Raw genomic sequence first — 16,250 nt, forward strand, 5'->3', positions numbered from 1 at the left:
CGCCAGCTCGGAGACGACGAGCAGGACCAGGGCCGCCGCGCTCCGGTCCAGGCCCCAGGCGCGGAGAGCGGCTTCGGCGGCGCGGCGGGCGTGGGGGATCGACAGAGGGACGGGCGTAAACCTCTGCTTCCAGCCATGGAGCGGGTTTACGTCGTGACTTTCCGCGTTCATTCTCCCACTGTCAGTGCAGGCGGCTACCTTCACCAGTAACAGAGCGTCGACTGCGGCGGCCGACAACTCTGGTCGAACGCAGGTTGATTGGCGTTGAGAGTTGTTGAGGGGGTGGCCCGCGTGGCCCAGTCGAAGAAGAAGGACTCCGCTCCGCCGACCGTGCAGTACTTCGCCGCTGTCCTGCGGCTTCTGCGCGAGCGGGCGGGGTTCACCCAGGACGAGTTGGGTGCGCTGATGAACTACACCGGGTCGGCGGTGAGCGCCGTGGAGACGTGCGCGAAGCCGCCGACCGACGAGTTCATCGACGCGGCCGAGAAGGCACTGGACGCGGGCGGGTTGCTTCGTTCCGCGATCAAGTACTTGCGGCTTGAGCGCTACCCGGTGTACTTCCAGGGCTTCGTTCAGCTTGAGCAGGAGGCGGTGGCTGTCTCGTCGTACTGCACACAGGTCATCGACGGTCTGCTGCAAACCAAGGACTACGCCCGCGCGTTGCTCAAGAGCAACTACCCACCATTCGAGCCGGAGGAGCTGGAGCAGCTGGTCGAGGCCCGCATGGACCGCAAGGCGCTGCTCACCCGCAAGCCCATGGCGCTGATCCACACGATTCTCGAAGAGGCCGCACTGCGACGAAGGATCGGTGGCGCGGAGGTAATGCGGGCCCAGCTCAGGCACCTCATCGAGTGCGCCCAGCTACCGAACGTGACGATCCAGGTTATGTCGTTGACTCACGCCGAACACGCTGGCCTTCGCGGGCCGTTTACAGTACTCGAGACTGCCGACCAGACTGCCCTCGTCTACATGGAGAGCAACGGTAAAAGCACCCTCACTACCAAGCCAGAGGAAGTGGGGGAGCTGTCGCGCCGCTATGCCATGATCAGGACGCAGGCTCTCGGGCCGAAGGAATCCGTGAGCTTCATCGAGCAGTTGATGGGTGATCTATGAGCGACTTGATGTGGTTCAAAAGCAGCTACAGCGATTCCGGCGGCGGCCAGTGCATAGAGGTCGCCTACGACTGGCACAAGTCCCGCCACAGCGACGCGGGCGGCGGCGACTGCATCGAGGTCGCCACCACCCCCACGACCGTCCACATACGGGACTCCAAGAACCCCGACGGCCCCCGCCTCCACATAGCCGCCACCGCTTGGGCGGACTTCCTGGCCTTCGCCGCCCGCTGAGCCCGGCCGCTCCGGGGTGTCCGGCGGATCTTTCCCCTCCCTGCCCCGGACCGGGGTCTAGGCCGCCGACGGCGGGGCGAACGCGGCGCGGTGCGCCTCGGCGAAGGCGCGGAAGGAGCGGGGAGCGCGGCCGGTGACCCGCTCGACGGTGTCCGTCGTACGGTCCTCCGCGCCGTGCCGGATGTCCTCGTCGAGCCCGGCGAGGAGCGCGGCGAACTCCGGCGGCAGCCCCGTCGCCCTGATCCTCTTGGCCAACTCCCCGGTCTCCACCGCGATATGGCGGATCGGCCGCCCGGAGACCTCCGCCACGATGCGCGCCGCCGCTGGGTAACCGAGCGCCTCCGGGCCGGTGATGACGTGGGCCGTGTTGTGCGGACGGTCGTCCAGCAGGGCCCGGGTGGCGACGGCGGCGATGTCCGTCGCGTCGACGAAGGCCACCCTGCCGTCCCCGGTGGCGGTGACGATCTCGCCGTCGCCCCGGATGGCCTGGGCCACCGGATGGTCACCGGTGAAGTTCTGCATGAACCACGAGGGCCGCAGCACCGCCCACTCGGGCACGGTCCGCCGCACCAGCGAATGCAGCGCGCCGAGGCCGGTGTCCGCCTCGTCGACCGCGGACGAGCTCAGCAGCACCACCCGCCGTACGCCCCGGGCGACCGCCCCCTTCAGGAACGGCTCGACCACGGGCAGTGGCTCGGCCACCCCCAGGGGCGGGACGAGATAGAGCCGGTCCACGCCGCGCAGCGCCGCCTCGTGGCTGTCGGGGTCGTGCCAGTCGAACCGTACGGCGTCGGCCACGCCCGCCGCGGCCGCGGCCTCGGGCCGCCGGGTGGCGGCCGGCGCCCGCGCGCCCTCCGCGCGCACCATCCGCAGCACCTTGGAGCCGGTGTTCCCGGTGGCGCCGAGGACCAGGACGGTGGGTTCAGCCATGGGTCCGGCCCTCCTCGGAACCGAAGCTCATCTCGTCGAGCATCAGCGGATTCCAGTAGTCACGGTACGAGGCGATCTCGCCGTCCCGGACGGTGATGACGGCGACGTAATCGGGGTGGAGCGGGCGGCCGGTTCCGACGGCCACGGCGTCCATCGAGAACTCCACGATCAGCACGCCGGGGTCCTCGGTGAGATGGACGACCTCATGCGCGACGGCGCGCAGATCGACGTGGTCGGTGTAGTCCCGCACGTATTCGCGCACGGCCTCACGCCCCTCCAGTCGGCGCGGCCGGCCGGGCGGGGCGAAGGGGAACTCCATGGTGCCGTCGACGGCCCACAGATCCGCGAATCCCATCATGTCGTGGCCGAGCAGCAGCTCCTTCGCCCGCTCGAACACCTTGACGCGGTCGTCCATGACGTACCTCTCCTCCATCAGCGGTAATCGACAGGACGGTACGGTGCCGTCCCGTCCACCCAGCATAGGACGAGACGGTACCGTCCCGTCCATCTGTTAACCTCGGGGTCATGTCGGAGCCCACCCGGCGCCCGCCGAGCGGCGCCGCCACCCTGCGCGCGGACAAGACCGCGGCCATCTCCGAAGCCGTCCTCGACGAGCTCGCCGAGCAGGGCTACGGCCGGTTGTCGATGGAGGCGGTGGCCAAACGGGCCGGGGTGGGCAAGAGCGCCCTGTACCGGCGGTGGCCCTCGAAACAGCGGATGGTCATCGCGGTCGTGTCCGAGCTGAGCGTCGCCCTGGTCGAGCTGCCCGACGCCGGATCCCTGCGCGGCGATGTGCTGGCCGGGCTGCGCGCGGTGGCCGACTGGCTGACCCATCCGCGGTTCTCCCGCATCCTGCCGGACCTGATCGCCGAGGCACAGCGCGACGAGGAGCTGAGCCAGGCGCTGGCCCGCTGCGTCGGCGAGCCGCGGCGCGCCCGGATGGCCGATGCGCTGGACCGGGCGGTCGAGCGCGGTGAGCTGTCGCCGGACCTCGACCGCGAGCTGGCGCTCGATCTGCTCGGCGGGCTGGTCTACTGGCGGGTCTCGGCCCGTGGCGCGCCCCTGGAGCCCGGCTACTTCGAGCGCGCCACCGATATGGCGCTGCGGGCCCTGGACGCCCGGCCGCGCGGGGCCTGACGGCCGGGGCGCCGCACGGGTGCGCGCGGGGCGCCTCCTCCGGATGGGGCCGGAGAACAGGGCATGGCGGGGCGCGGCCCCGCATCATCGCTAAGTGACGAGCGATGGTGAGCCGCCGCACGTCCTCGAACCCAAGGAGCCCGCATGTCCATCGGCCTCTCCGTCCACATCGGACTCAACCAGGTCGACCCCGCCGCGTACGACGGCTGGAGCGGTGAGCTGGGCGCCTGCGAGCAGGATGCCGTGGACATGGCCGGGCTCGCCGACGCCGCGGGGTTCGATGTGACCGGCCCGCTGCTGAGCCCGGCCGCCACCGCGGAGACCGTCACCGCCACCCTGGAGGCCGCGGCCGGGCGGCTGGCCGAGGGGGACATCCTCTTCCTCACCTACTCGGGCCACGGTGGCCAGGTGCCCGACCTCAACCACGACGAGACCGGCGACCGCCTCGACGAGACCTGGGTGCTGTACGACCGGCAACTGGTCGACGACGAGCTCTTCGAGCTGTTCGGGAAGTTCGCCAAGGGGGTGCGGATCTGGCTGCTCTCCGACAGCTGCCACAGCGGCACCGTGGCCCGGCGGCTGCCCGGGATGCTCAGCCCCCAGGAACTCGACCGGCGCTTCAGCACCGTCGACCCCCAGGAGGTCGGCCACCGGATCCGGGCCATGCCCCAGTCGGTGCAGACCGCCGTCTACCGGCGCGACCGCGACGCCTACGACCGGATCCAGAACACCCGTACCGCCAAGGACCTCGCCAAGATCGACGCCAGTGTGCTGCAGATCTCCGGCTGCCAGGACAATCAGACCTCGGCCGACGGAATCGTCAACGGACTGTTCACCGGTACCCTGCTGGAGGTCTGGCGGGGCGGTGCCTTCGCGGGCAGCTACCGCGGGCTGCACCGGGAGATCGTCAAGCGGATGCCGCCCGACCAGACGCCCAACCTCTTCCAGGCGGGTGCGCTGAACTCCGCTTTCGCCCGGCAGCGGCCCTTCACCATCTGAACCGGGATCTGAGACCGTGCCCATGTCATATCCGTGTGCGGCGGCTCGCCTGGCGAGGTATGACAGTAGGAGGGCACGGCGAGCCGGTGAGGTGCCGGTATGACGACGCATGACCGTGTGGACCAGGAGGAAGAGGCCGCCATCAGCAGCATGGCGACCGGCCCGGGAGGAGTGCTCGACCTGCTGCGGGTCGCCGCCGTGGCCCTGGACGTCGAGGGCCGGATCGCCCTCTGGAGCCCCGAGGCCGAACAGCTCTTCGGCTACCGGGCGGCCGAGGCGCTGGGGCGCCGCGCGGACAAGCTGCTGGTCCACCCGCGGGACCGCCGGGCCGCCGTGGAGCTCTTCGCACGGGTGCGGGCGGGCGACACCTGGGCCGGTGTCTTCCCGGTCCGCCGCCCGGACGGCTCCACCCTCAAGGTGGAGTTCCGCACCATGGGCCTGCGCGACGCCCATGGCGAGGGCTACGCCCTCGGGCTGGCCGCCGACGAGGGGACCGTACGGCGGCTGGAGACCGATCTGGCCGTCTCCGGCTTCCTGATCAAACAGTCGCCCGTGGGGCTCGCGGTGTTCGACACCGAGCTGCGCTGGCTGCTCGCCAACCCGGCCCTCCAGCGGATGAACTCGATCACCGAGTCCCAGGTGCGCGGCCACCGCCTCGGGGAGGTGCTGCCGGGGCTCGACGTCGAGGCCATAGAGGGCGCGATGCGGCATGTGCTGGAGTCCGGCGAGCCGCTGCTGGACCAGCAGAGCGTCGGCCGGACCCCCGCCGACCCCGACCATGACCACGCCTGGTCGGAGTCGTACTACCGGCTCGAGGATCCCAGCGGCCGGATCCTGGGCATCGCCGTCTCCATCATGGACATCTCCCGGCGCCACCGGGAGACCAGCGAGATCGCCGAGGCGCGCGAGCGGCTGACCATGATCGCCGATGCGAGCGTCCGCATCGGCACCACGCTGGACCTGCGCCAGACCGCCCAGGAACTCGCCGATGTGACCGTGCCCCGGCTCGCCGACCTCGCGGCCGTCGACGTCCTGGACTCCGTGGTGCACCGCGAGGCCACGCCCCGGGTGTGGACCGACGGCTCCGCCCGCTTCCGGGCGCTCGCCGTCGCCGCCGGGTACCCCACCGACGCCGTCCACGCGGCGGACCCGGTCGGGGAGATCGCCCGCTACGACCCCAGCCGGCTGATCACCCAGTGCGTCCGCGAGGCCCGGCCGCTGCTGGTACCGCATGTGACCGAGAAGGACGTACGGCGGATCGCCCGGGACGACGCCGCCGCCAGGGTGCTGCTGCGCGAGGGCGTGCACTCGTACCTCGCCGCCCCGCTGATCGCCCGCGGCAGCGTGCTCGGCACCCTCAGCCTGCACCGCACCATCAACCCCAGGCCGTTCGACGAGGAGGACCTCACCCTCGCCTGCGAACTGGCCATACGCGCCGCCCTGTGCATCGACAACGCCCGGCTCTACGCCCGCGAACGCGACGCGGCGCTCACCCTCCAGCGCAGCCTGCTCTCCCAGCAGCCGCGCGACCTGGACGGCCTGGAGATCGCCTCCCGGTACCTGCCCGCGGTCAGCGCCGCCGGGGGCGACTGGTTCGATGTGCTGCCCCTCCCGGACGGCAAGGTCGGGCTGGTGGTCGGCGATGTCATGGGCAAGGGCATCCACGCCGCGGCGATCATGGGCCAGTTGCGCACCGCCACCCGGGCCTTCTCCCGGCTCGGACTGCCCCCGGCCCAGGTGCTGTGCCATCTCGACGAGATCACGCCCAGCCTGGGGGAGTCCATCGCCACCTGTCTCTACGCGGTCTGCGATCCGCGCACCGGGCGGTGCGAGATGTCCACCGCCGGGCATCTGCCGCCGGTGCTGGTGCATCCCGGCGGCGACGCCGAGCTCATCGACATCCCCACCGGCGCCCCGCTCGGTGTCGGCGGCGTCCCCTTCGCCTCGGTGGAGCGGGAGCTGGCCGAGGGGGCGCTGCTGGCCCTGTTCACCGACGGCCTGGTGGAGAAGCGCCACCAGTCCCTCGACGTGGGGCTGCACACCCTGGTCCAGTTGCTGCGCCGCCACCAGGGCCCGCTGGAGCGGATCTGCGACCAGGTGCTGGCCGCGCTGCACGGGGCGCCGGACGACGATGTGGCCCTGCTGCTGGCCCGGCTGCGCCGCCCTCGCCTGCCGGAGAAGTCCGTGGTTACCGTGGAGAGTGGCTGAAGAAGGGCCGACCCCTCGGGTACTCCATCGATGAGATGACGTCCTCATGGCTCAGCTCGCCCGCCGCTCCGGCGTATCGATCGTTCTGGTGGCCCTCGCCCTGGGGACCTCGGCCTCCCTCGCCGGCGCCGCCGAGCCGATCCCCAGGCCCACCCCCAAGGTCGCCGTGATCGGCACCGGGGGCACCATCGCGGGCGTCAGCAAGACCAAGGTGTCCTTCGACGACTACCAGGCGGGCAAGCTCCCGGTGTCCCGGCTGGTGCACGACCTCGGACCCGGGGTGAACCGGATCGCCGACGTGACCACCCAGCAGTTCGGCAACAAGGACTCCAACGACTACACGATCCCCGAGTACCGCAGGCTCACCGCCGTCGTGGACCACGCCCTGAAGTTCAACGACGGGGTCGTGGTCACCACCGGCACCGACACCATGGAGGAGTTCGCGTACTGGCTCGACCTGACCGTACGCAGCGACAAGCCCGTGGTGCTCACCGGCGCCATGCGCCCCTGGACGGTGATCGGCTCCGACGCCCCGGCCAACCTCTACAACGCCATCCACCTCGCCGCCAGCGGCCGGACCACCTGCTTCGGCACCGTGGTGATGCTCAACGACCAGATCCACGCCGCCCGCGAGGTGCGCAAGTCCGACACCCTGCGGCTGAACGCCTTCAGCAGCGGCAGCAGCGGAGATCTCGGCGTCATCGACCAGAACCACATCCGCGTCAACCGCGCGCCCGCCCGGGTCGAGCAGTGCGGCAAGCCCGGCTGGAAGACCCCGTTCAACCTCGACCGGATCGCCCGGCGGCCGCTGCCGAAGGTCGACATCGCCTACAGCTACCAGGGCGCCGGACCCCAGGCCATCAAGGCGTTCGCCGACGCCGGGGCGGCCGGGATCGTCACGGCGGGCACCGGGGCGGGCGGTCTCTCCCCGGCCATGACCGAGGCCCGGGACGACGCCGTCAAGAACGGGGTGGTCATGGTCTCCGCCTCCCGCACCGGCTCCGGCGCGGTCTACGACCCCGGTGTGCGCGGCGTCATCGGCGCCCAGGACCTGACCCCGCAGAAGGCCCGGCTGCTGCTGCTCCTCTCGCTCGCCACCACCCACAACGAGCACCGGATCCAGACCTGGTTCCACACGTTTGGCACCGGCGAGTTCACGGCCCGCCGTTAGGGGGTGTCCGGGGATCGTGACGCCTGCGGCGCGCTGTTCCCCTCCCCGCCCCTTCCCACAACTGGGGCTCAGCCCCAGACCCCGCTCCTCAATCTCCCCCAGCTACCGCTGGGAGGTGCCCCCTGGAGGGGCTGATTTCAGCCTGTCCGGCGTTTGAGGACACGCCCGAAGGGCGTCCGGGGTCCAGGGGCGGAGCCCCTGCCACGCGGCGGAGCCGCATATCGATGCTGCGGGAAGGGGCGGGTAGGGGAACAGCCTCGCCGGACACCCCCCTAGTGGTGGGCCGCGCTGCCGCGGAACGTGGCGCGGTAGGCGCTCGGTGACACCCCGAGGGCGGTGTGCAGATGCTGCCGCAGCGAGGCGGCGGTGCCGAAGCCCGCGTCCGCCGCGATCCGGTCCACCGGCAGATCGCTCTCCTCCAGCAGCTGCCGGGCGCGCTCCAGGCGCCGCTGGGTCAGCCACTGCACCGGGGTCATCCCCACCTCGTCCCGGAACCGCCGGGAGAAGGTCCGTACGCTCATCGACTCCCGCTCGGCCAGCTCCCGCAGGGTCAGCGGGCGGTCGAGCCGGGTCAGCGCCCAGGCGCGGGCCGCGCCCGTGGAGCCGCCGCGCCGCTCCGGCACCGGCCGCCGGATGAACTGCGCCTGGCCGCCGTCGCGATGCGGGGCCACCACCGAGCCGCGGGCCACCTCGCCCGCCACCGCCGCGCCGTGGTCCCGCCGGATGATGTGCAGGATCAGATCGATACCGGCGGCGTCCCCGGCCGAGGTCAGAACCTCGCCCTCGTCCGCGTAGAGGACGTCCGGGTCGAGCGCGACGGCCGGGAACAGCTCCCGGAACCGGTCGGCCTCCTGCCAGTGGGTGGTCGCCCGGCGGCCGTCCAGCAGCCCCGCGGCCGCCAGGACGAACGCCCCCGTGCAGATCGAGGCGATCCGGGTGCCGGGGCGGATGCGGGCGAAGGCACCGGTGAGCGGGGCGTCCAGCTTGCCCTCGGCCTGTGGCGCGTCCGGTTCGTTGGCGGCCGGGACGAGCACGGTGTCGGCCTCGGCCAGTGCCTCCGGGCCGTATGCGACGTTCATCGTGACATCGGAGTCCGTACGCACCTCACCGGGCACGAGCGCGCAGGTCACCACCTCGTACAGCGGCTCGCCCGCGGCCGATAGGGCCCGGCCGAACAGCCGGTGCGCGATGCCCAGCTCGAACGGCAGCAGCCCATGGCGGACCAGCACCGCCACTCGATGGCGGCCGGGGTGGACGAAGACGGACATGGCGCGATTCTCGCAGACGCGCCGATCCGGCCATCACTTCTTGGCGCGGCTCGGCTGCACCCGCTTCGGCTCGCCCGTCATCTTCGGATGCTCCGGCGGATACGGGAGGTCGCCCAGACCGTGCTCCCGCTCGTCCCGCGCGGCCAGTTCCAGCGCGGCCTCCAGGCGGAAGGTGTGCTCGTCCATGTCCGCGTGCACATCGCCCAGCTCGCGGTAGCGCACCGGCATGGTGGCCAGGTCGAAGTCGCGCGGCCGGGCGTCGGGCACCTCGTCCCAGCGCAGCGGCGCGGAGACCGGGGCATGGGGGCGGGGGCGCACCGAGTAGGCGCTGGCGATGGTGCGGTCGCGGGCGGTCTGGTTGTAGTCCACGAAGATCTTCTCGCCGCGCTCCTCCTTCCACCACTTGGTGGTCACCCGCTCCGGAGCCCGCCGCTCCAGCTCCCGCGCGATCGCGATCGCGGACCGCCGCACCTGGGTGAAGGTCCACTCCGGCGCGATCGGGACGAAGACGTGCAGCCCCCGGCCGCCCGAGGTCTTGGGCCACCCGCGCAGCCCCAGCTCGTCCAGCACCTCGCGCAGCTCTCCCGCGGCCCGCACGGCGTCCTCGTAGTCGGTGCCCGGCTGGGGGTCGAGGTCGATCCGCAGCTCATCGGGGTGTTCGGTGTCCGCGCGCCGCACCGGCCACGGATGGAAGGTCAGGCTGCCCAGATTCGCCGCCCACACCACGGCGGCCGGCTCGGTGGGGCAGATCTCGTCCGCGTGCCGCCCGCTGGGGAAGGAGATCCGGCCGGTCGGAATCCACTCCGGGAGGTTCTTCGGGGCCCGCTTCTGGAAGAACGACTCCCCGTCCACCCCGTCCGGATAGCGCTCCAGCGTCGTCGGCCGGTCCCGCAGCGCCCGCAGCGCGCCCTCGCCGACCGCCAGGTAGTAGCGGGCGAGGTCCAGCTTGGTGAACCCGCGCTCCGGGAAGTACACCTTCCCGGGGTTGGTCACCCGCACCGTGCGACCGCCGACCGTGAGCTCCACCGACTCTCCCATACGCACACGCTAGGCCCGCCCGCCCGGGGCCGCCTCCCGGCGGGCGCCCGGACCGCCACAGGAGCACAATCGGACGTCATGGACCTTCCGGTGATGCCTCCCGTCGAGCCGATGCTGGCCAAGGCCGTGGCCACCATCCCGCCCGGGATGGTCTACGAGGGCAAATGGGACGGCTTCCGGGCCATCGTCTTCCGCGACGGGGCCGAGATCGAGATCGGCAGCCGCACCACCAAGCCGCTCACCCGCTACTTCCCCGAACTGGCCGAGGCGCTGCTCGCCAACCTCCCGCCGCGCTGCGTCCTGGACGGCGAGATCGTCATCGTGCGGGAGGGGCGGCTGGACTTCGACGCCCTCCTGGAGCGGATCCACCCCGCCGACTCCCGGGTGCGGATGCTGGCGGAGCACACCCCGGCCAGCTTCGTCGCCTTCGACCTCCTCGCCCTCGGCGACGCCTCGCTGCTGGACACCCCGCAGAGCGAGCGCCGCGCGGCCCTCACCGGGGCGCTGAGCCACGCCGAGGACCCGGTGCACCTCGCCCCCTGCACCGACGATCTCGAGGTGGCCCGGCAGTGGTTCGAGAGTTACGAGGGGGCGGGGCTCGACGGCGTGGTGGCCAAGAGCCCCGACCTCCACTACCGGCCCGGCGAACGCGTGATGGTCAAGGTCAAGCACGAGCGCACCGCCGACTGTGTGGTGGCCGGGTACCGCGTCCACAAGTCCGGCCAGGGCATCGGCTCCCTGCTGCTCGGCCTGTACGACGACACCGGCCGCCTCCAGCACGTGGGCGTCAGCGCCGCCTTCACCGCGCGCCGCCGCCAGGAGTTGCTGGCCGAGCTGGAGCCGCTGCGCATGGCGACCGTCGAGGGCCATCCGTGGGCCGACTGGGCGCGCGAGGAGGCCCACGCCCAGGGCCGGATGCCGGGCGCGCCCAGCCGCTGGACCGGGGTCAAGGACCTGTCCTGGGTGCCGCTGCGCCCGGAGCGGGTGTGCGAGGTGGCCTACGACCACATGCAGAGCCGCCGCTTCCGGCACACCGCCCGCTTCCGGCGCTGGCGGCCGGACCGGGAGCCCCCGCAGTGCACCTACGACCAACTGGAGGAGCCGGTCTCCTACGATCTGCGCCAGGTGCTGGGGTCGGCCCCGGGGTCGTAGCCGCGGTCCGTCATCGCGTCGCTATGCGGCTTGAAATCAGCCCCTCCAGGGGGCACCTCCCAGCCCCAGCGGTAGCTGGGGGAGTTCGAGGAGCGGGGTCTGGGGCGGAGCCCCAGTTGAGGGAAGGGGCGGGGAGGGGAACAGCCCCGCCGCAGGCGTTCCCCCAGCCGCGCCACGCGCGTCACCGCTTGCCGCCCCGGGCCGGGCGCTTGGCCATCCGTACGAACCAGTCGCGCGCCGCCTCGGCGGCCTGCTCCAGGGTGCCGGGCTCCTCGAAGAGATGGCTCGCCCCGGGCACCACATGGATCTCCTGCGGGGCGGCGAGCATGGCGGCCGCCTGCTGGTTGAGCCGCAGCACCTCGTGGTCGTCGCCGCCCACGATGAGCAGCACCGGCGCCCGCACCCGGTTCAGCGCGCCGCCCGCGAGGTCGGGCCGCCCGCCCCGGGAGACCACGGCCGCCACCCGCTCCGGCCGCTCCGCGGCGGCCGTCAGCGCCGCCGCCGCGCCCGTACTGGCGCCGAACAGCCCCACCGGCAGCCCGGAGGTGGCCGGGTGCCCGTCGAGCCAGTTCATCGCGGCCACCAGCCGACGGCCCAGCAGCGGGATGTCGAAGCGCAGTTCGGCGGTGATCGCGTCCATCCGCTCCTCGGCCTCGGTGAGCAGATCGAACAGCAGGGTGGCCAGATCCGCGTCCTGCAGCACCCGGGCCACCGCGCGGTTGCGCGGGCTGTGCCGGGAGCTGCCGCTGCCGTGGGCGAACGCGACGACGCCGATGGGCTGCTCGGGAAGGGCCAGATCGCCCACGAGCATGGCGTCGTCCGCGGCGATACGAGCGGTCTCGGAGCGCATCGGCCACCTCCTGCCGGGGGTTGCGCGGGCTGGTGCCGCCGCCGGGCGGACGGGCTGCCGCTGGGCGACGGGCTGGTGCGGTCGCTAGGCGTAGGCCATGAGCCCCTGCCGCAGCTCGCTGTAGAGCCGGGAGAGCCTGCGGGATATGTGCATTTGGGAGAAGCCCAGGATCTCACCGATCTGGCTCTGCGAAAGCCCCGCGAAGAACCTCAGATAGAGGACGTAGCGGTCCTGCTCCGACAGCTCGGCGATCAGCACCCGCAGCGCCTCGCGGTTGACGACGCGTTCGATCGCGGCGTCGTCCGCGCCCACCGTCTCGGCGAGCAGCCGCTCCTCGGCGCCCTGTACGGCGGCGTTGAGGGAGAGCGGGGTGCAGGAGGCGCTGGCCTCGAGGCCGGCCTTCACATCCTCCTGGGGCATACCGGTGCGCAGACAGATCTCGTGGATGGTGGGGGTGCGTCCGCCGAGCTCCTGCTCCAGCGCGTCGCGCGCGGAGCGGGTGCGGGAGCGGACCTCCTGGATGTTCCGGGGGATGTGCAGCGTCCACAGATAGTCGCGGAAATGGCGCTTGAGCTCACCCGTGATGACGGGGATCGCATAGGAGGGGAAGGCATGGCCGAGGTCGGGGTTGTAGCGGTCGACGGCCTTCACCAGGGCCAGCGAGGCGACCTGGGTGAGGTCCTCCATGTTCTCGCCCTTGTTGCGGAAGCGCAGCGCCAGGCGTTTGGCGACGGGCAGCCAGGCGCAGATGATCGCCTCGCGCAGCGCGTCGCGTTCGGGCCCGGACGGGAGCCGGGACAGACGCAGGAAGGCACCGCCGGTGTCGGGAGTGTCGTCATGGCGTCGTTGGCGAGTCGCGGTTGCTGACATGGTCACTCGCCTCCGTGGTCCGATGTCACGGCGGTCGCCACCAGATTCGCATGACCCCTAACACCTCGCAATTCGACCGAATTGGTGATGGTATGAGCACCTTTGGGTGGTATCCGGGTTTGAGGTGCTTCGCTCCGGTCGCGGCGGGGTATCCACCCGGGATGAACGCACGCCTTCGTCTCGCCCAGCAGCCCGAGGCGGACGCCCTGCTCGAGCGCGACCCGCTGGCCCTGATGATCGGGATGCTGCTCGATCAGCAGGTGCCGATGGAGTGGGCGTTCTCCGGTCCGTACACCATCGCGCGGCGGCTGGGCAGGGACGAGCTGGACGCCCAGGAGATCGCCGCCCACGACCCCGAGGGGTTCGCCGCGCTGCTGTCGGAGAAGCCCGCCGTGCATCGCTACCCGGGCTCGATGGCGGGGCGCGTCCAGCAGCTGTGCCGGTATCTGGCCGAGCACTACGCGGGCGACCCGACCGCCCTGTGGCGCGACGACCCCTCCGGCCGGGAGCTGCTCCGGCGGCTGAACGAGCTGCCCGGTTTCGGCAAGCAGAAGGCGCAGATCTTCCTCGCGCTGCTGGGCAAGCGGATGGGGGTGCGGCCGGAGGGCTGGCGCGAGGCGGCCGGGGCGTACGGCGAGGAGGGCGCGTATCGCTCGGTGGCCGACATCACCGGGCCCGAGTCGCTGGACAAGGTCCGCGCCCACAAGCAGGAGCTCAAGCGGCAGGCGAAGCAGGCGAAGGGCGGCGCCTGAGACGGGGCTTTCGGGGGGCTTCGGGGGGCTTTGAGCGGGGCGTTCGGGGCGTGGTCCCGGGCGGGAGCGCTCAGGTCGTGTCCAGCGCGTCCCGCAGGGTGTCCACGGCCAGGGTGAGCGCGGCGCGTGCGGCCCGGGTGTCGCGCAGCGCGTCCAGCATCACGAAGTCATGGATGATCCCCTGCATCCGCAGGGCGGTGACCGGCACCCCGGCCTCCCGCAGCTTGGCCGCGTACGCCTCGCCCTCGTCGCGCAGCACATCCGCCTCGCCGGTGATGACGAGGGCCGGCGGCAGCCCGGCGAGCTGCTCGGGGGTGGCGCGCAGCGGGGAGGCGGTGATCTCGGAGCGCTGCGCCGGGTCGGTGGTGTACTGGTCCCAGAACCACTTCATCGCCTCACGGGTGAGGAAGTAGCCCTCGGCGAACTGCTCGTAGGAGCCGGTGTCGAAGGCGGCGTCGGTCACCGGGTAGAAGAGCACCTGCCACACCAGCGGCAGATCGCCGCGCTCCTTGGCGCGCAGGGTGAGGGCGGTGGCCATGTTGCCGCCCACCGAGTCCCCGGCCACCGCGATCCGGGAGGCGTCGAGCCCCGCGCCCGCACCGTGGGCCACGATCCACTGGCCCACCGCGTAGCTCTGCTCCAGCGCCACCGGGTAGTGGGCCTCGGGGGAGAGGTCGTACTCGGGGAAGACGACCGCGGCGCCCACCCGGACCGCCAGCTCCCGGACCAGCCGGTCATGGGTGTGGGCATTGCCGAACACCCAGCCCGCGCCGTGGATGTAGAGGATCACCGGAAGGGTGCCGACGGCCTTCGGAGGGCGGACGATCCGCGCCCTGACGCCACCCGCCGGGATGCCCCCGACGCTGATCCACTCCTCGTCCACCTCGGGTTTGGGCACTCCGCCCGACTGCACCTCGTCGAGCGTGCGGCGGCCCTCGGCGGGCGTCACCTGGTACGGATACGGCGGTTTGGCGGTGGCCTCGGCGAACGCCGCGGCGGCGGGTTCGAGGACGGGGCGGGCCGGAGCGGTGGTGGCCATCTGCTTCTCCTTTGCCGGTCCGGTTCCGTCCGACGATCCCACCCCGGCCGCCGCGGCGCCCACCGCTGTTACGCCACCCGGGCGCTCCGCGGCTCGGCGACCGCCCGGGGCGAGGAGTTCACCGGGTCAAGGGGCCGGGCGCCGGTGAGGGATCCGGGACCGGATCCGGGCCGGGCGGCTTGGGCACCGGATCGGGGGACGGGTCCGGTGGGGGGCCGGGCGTGGGGCTCGGCGGCGGCTCGGGCGGCGGGGAGGGAATCGGGTCGGGCGGCGGACCCGGGGGCGGTCCGGGCACGGGGCCCGGTGCGGGACCCGGTTCGGGACCGCCCGGACCGGGCGACGGGGTCGGAGACGGCGGCCCGGGGTCTCGCAGCGTCGGGTGGATGAGGGTCGGGTCGGTCTGCCGTGCCACGGTGTCCTCCAAAGCTCTCGGCTGGTGGCCACGTCATTTCCGGGGCGGGTGCCCCGGTCCCCTGGGGTGTACGCATGGTCTCGGCGCCGAACGCGCGGAAGCGGGGGAGGCGGGCGACAATTCCTCCGCCCGGCGGAAGCGGCGTCGCCGCACCGCCGTCGCCATGCCACGTTTTCCCGGTCCGGATCGCGGAGATCCGGACCTTCGCTCACCCATATCCTACGTACGACGGGTGCGCGGACCGCGCATGGCGTGCACGGCTCACTCGTCCCCGACGACCGTGACCTCGACCCCCTGGGCGCGCAGTGCCCGGATCTCCTCGGGGTTCGCGTCGGCGTCGGTCACCAGCGTCCAGCCGGGCGGCAGCCGTACCCAGGTGTGGAAGGGGCGGCGGCCGATCTTCGCCGAGTGGGCCAGGACGTACACCGCCTCCGCCCGGCGGGCCATCAGCTCCTTCAGCCGGGTCTGGCGCAGATCCGCCTCGCAGATGCCGTGTTCGGCCGTCACCCCGTCGGCGCCCAGGAAGACCCGGTCGAAGGTCATGCGCTCCAGGGCGGCCTCGGCGAGCGGGCCGAGGAAGCTCTGGCTCAGCGGGCGGAGCGTACCGCCGAGACATTCCACCTGCACGGTCTCCACATCGGCGAGCTCCTGCAGCGCGGTGAGCCCGGTCGTGGCGACCGTGAGTCCCTCGGCGGTGCGCAGTTCATGCGCGAGCGCGCCGACGGTCGACCCGGCGTCGAGCAGCACCGTCTCCCCGGCCCGCACCGTCGACGCCGCCCAGCGCGCGATGGCCCGCTTGGCCTCGAACGCCTCGCCGGTGCGCTGGCGCAGCGACGCCTCCGGGTGCGCCACCAGGGCCATCGCCCCGCCGTACGTCCGCGCCAGCCGCCCGTCCGCGGTGAGCTGGGCGAGGTCGCGGCGGATGGTGGAGGCGGTGACCCCGAAGGTGCGGGACAGCTCCTCCACGCTGGTCAGGCCCGTGGTCGTGGCCAGGTGGACGATCTGGTCGCGCCGGGCTCGGGCTCCGTTCACCGGCATGTCTTTCGCGTTCTTCACCGTGGGCTCGGCCTCGCGTTCC

The 16,250-nt window shown here is 72.3% G+C and carries 16 protein-coding genes; 8 read left to right on the forward strand and 8 right to left on the reverse strand.

The window, feature by feature from the left end; all coding sequences use genetic code 11:
• Positions 1 to 291: 291 nt before the first annotated feature.
• Both NP777_RS08730 and NP777_RS08735 read left to right on the forward strand, forming a co-directional pair.
• The gene (locus tag NP777_RS08730) at positions 292 to 1,113 is read left to right on the forward strand and encodes a helix-turn-helix domain-containing protein (RefSeq protein ID WP_256649511.1); all 822 of its coding nucleotides are present in this window, start codon (positions 292 to 294) and stop codon (positions 1,111 to 1,113) included.
• Positions 1,110 to 1,346 carry a DUF397 domain-containing protein gene (locus tag NP777_RS08735; RefSeq protein ID WP_256649512.1) on the forward strand — a complete coding sequence of 79 codons (237 nt, stop codon included), beginning with the start codon at positions 1,110 to 1,112 and terminating at the stop codon, positions 1,344 to 1,346. Before NP777_RS08730 ends, NP777_RS08735 begins: the two co-directional genes overlap by 4 nt.
• A 57-nt stretch (positions 1,347 to 1,403) precedes the next feature.
• Here NP777_RS08735 and NP777_RS08740 read toward each other — a convergent pair whose 3' ends face one another.
• Positions 1,404 to 2,276 carry an NmrA family NAD(P)-binding protein gene (locus NP777_RS08740; protein ID WP_256649513.1) on the reverse strand — a complete coding sequence of 291 codons (873 nt, stop codon included), beginning with the start codon at positions 2,274 to 2,276 and terminating at the stop codon, positions 1,404 to 1,406.
• Positions 2,269 to 2,691, reverse strand: coding sequence for a nuclear transport factor 2 family protein (locus tag NP777_RS08745; RefSeq protein ID WP_256649514.1), 423 nt, complete (start codon positions 2,689 to 2,691; stop codon positions 2,269 to 2,271). The genes NP777_RS08740 and NP777_RS08745 overlap by 8 nt, the downstream gene beginning before the upstream one ends.
• Positions 2,692 to 2,801: 110 nt before the next feature.
• On the opposite strand from NP777_RS08745, the gene NP777_RS08750 reads away from it, so the two are divergent.
• The 4 genes from NP777_RS08750 to NP777_RS08765 all read left to right on the forward strand — a co-directional run bounded on the left by NP777_RS08750 (position 2,802) and on the right by NP777_RS08765 (position 7,791).
• Positions 2,802 to 3,413 (forward strand): TetR/AcrR family transcriptional regulator, encoded by a 612-nt coding sequence (locus tag NP777_RS08750; RefSeq protein ID WP_256649515.1) that lies wholly within the window; start codon positions 2,802 to 2,804, stop codon positions 3,411 to 3,413.
• A gap of 144 nt (positions 3,414 to 3,557) precedes the next feature.
• Positions 3,558 to 4,412, forward strand: coding sequence for a caspase family protein (locus tag NP777_RS08755; protein ID WP_256649516.1), 855 nt, complete (start codon positions 3,558 to 3,560; stop codon positions 4,410 to 4,412).
• A 99-nt stretch (positions 4,413 to 4,511) separates the two neighbouring features.
• The gene (locus NP777_RS08760) at positions 4,512 to 6,620 is read left to right on the forward strand and encodes a SpoIIE family protein phosphatase (RefSeq protein ID WP_256649517.1); all 2,109 of its coding nucleotides are present in this window, start codon (positions 4,512 to 4,514) and stop codon (positions 6,618 to 6,620) included.
• 46 nt (positions 6,621 to 6,666) lie between these two features.
• Positions 6,667 to 7,791, forward strand: coding sequence for an asparaginase (locus NP777_RS08765; protein WP_256649518.1), 1,125 nt, complete (start codon positions 6,667 to 6,669; stop codon positions 7,789 to 7,791).
• 272 nt (positions 7,792 to 8,063) lie between these two features.
• Here the strand turns inward: NP777_RS08765 and NP777_RS08770 are convergent, their stop codons facing one another.
• Together NP777_RS08770 and ligD are read right to left on the reverse strand one after the other, a co-directional pair.
• A complete protein-coding gene (locus NP777_RS08770) occupies positions 8,064 to 9,059 on the reverse strand; it encodes a GlxA family transcriptional regulator (RefSeq protein WP_256649519.1) in 996 nt (331 codons plus the stop codon).
• Between the two features lie 33 nt (positions 9,060 to 9,092).
• Positions 9,093 to 10,097, reverse strand: coding sequence for a non-homologous end-joining DNA ligase (gene ligD / locus NP777_RS08775; RefSeq protein WP_256649520.1), 1,005 nt, complete (start codon positions 10,095 to 10,097; stop codon positions 9,093 to 9,095).
• 78 nt (positions 10,098 to 10,175) lie between these two features.
• On the opposite strand from ligD, the gene NP777_RS08780 reads away from it, so the two are divergent.
• Positions 10,176 to 11,249 carry an ATP-dependent DNA ligase gene (locus tag NP777_RS08780; protein ID WP_256649521.1) on the forward strand — a complete coding sequence of 358 codons (1,074 nt, stop codon included), beginning with the start codon at positions 10,176 to 10,178 and terminating at the stop codon, positions 11,247 to 11,249.
• Between the two features lie 181 nt (positions 11,250 to 11,430).
• Here NP777_RS08780 and NP777_RS08785 read toward each other — a convergent pair whose 3' ends face one another.
• Both NP777_RS08785 and NP777_RS08790 read right to left on the reverse strand, forming a co-directional pair.
• A complete protein-coding gene (locus NP777_RS08785; protein ID WP_256649522.1) occupies positions 11,431 to 12,099 on the reverse strand; it encodes a dienelactone hydrolase family protein in 669 nt (222 codons plus the stop codon).
• Between the two features lie 84 nt (positions 12,100 to 12,183).
• Complete coding sequence (locus NP777_RS08790) at positions 12,184 to 12,969, reverse strand: sigma-70 family RNA polymerase sigma factor (protein WP_059146221.1); 786 nt, start codon at positions 12,967 to 12,969, stop codon at positions 12,184 to 12,186.
• 161 nt (positions 12,970 to 13,130) lie between these two features.
• Between NP777_RS08790 and NP777_RS08795 the strand changes: the two genes are divergently transcribed.
• Positions 13,131 to 13,721, forward strand: a complete 591-nt coding sequence (locus NP777_RS08795; protein WP_256649523.1) for an HhH-GPD-type base excision DNA repair protein — start codon at positions 13,131 to 13,133, stop codon at positions 13,719 to 13,721.
• Positions 13,722 to 13,791: 70 nt separating this feature from the next.
• On the opposite strand, the gene NP777_RS08800 is transcribed toward NP777_RS08795, so the two are convergent.
• Positions 13,792 to 14,760 carry an alpha/beta hydrolase gene (locus NP777_RS08800; protein WP_256649524.1) on the reverse strand — a complete coding sequence of 323 codons (969 nt, stop codon included), beginning with the start codon at positions 14,758 to 14,760 and terminating at the stop codon, positions 13,792 to 13,794.
• Between the two features lie 673 nt (positions 14,761 to 15,433).
• Complete coding sequence (locus NP777_RS08805) at positions 15,434 to 16,210, reverse strand: DeoR/GlpR family DNA-binding transcription regulator (protein ID WP_256649525.1); 777 nt, start codon at positions 16,208 to 16,210, stop codon at positions 15,434 to 15,436.
• Positions 16,211 to 16,250: the final 40 nt, after the last annotated feature.

This window comes from Streptomyces rugosispiralis, from assembly GCF_024505145.1.
Lineage (GTDB): Bacteria > Actinomycetota > Actinomycetes > Streptomycetales > Streptomycetaceae > Streptomyces > Streptomyces rugosispiralis.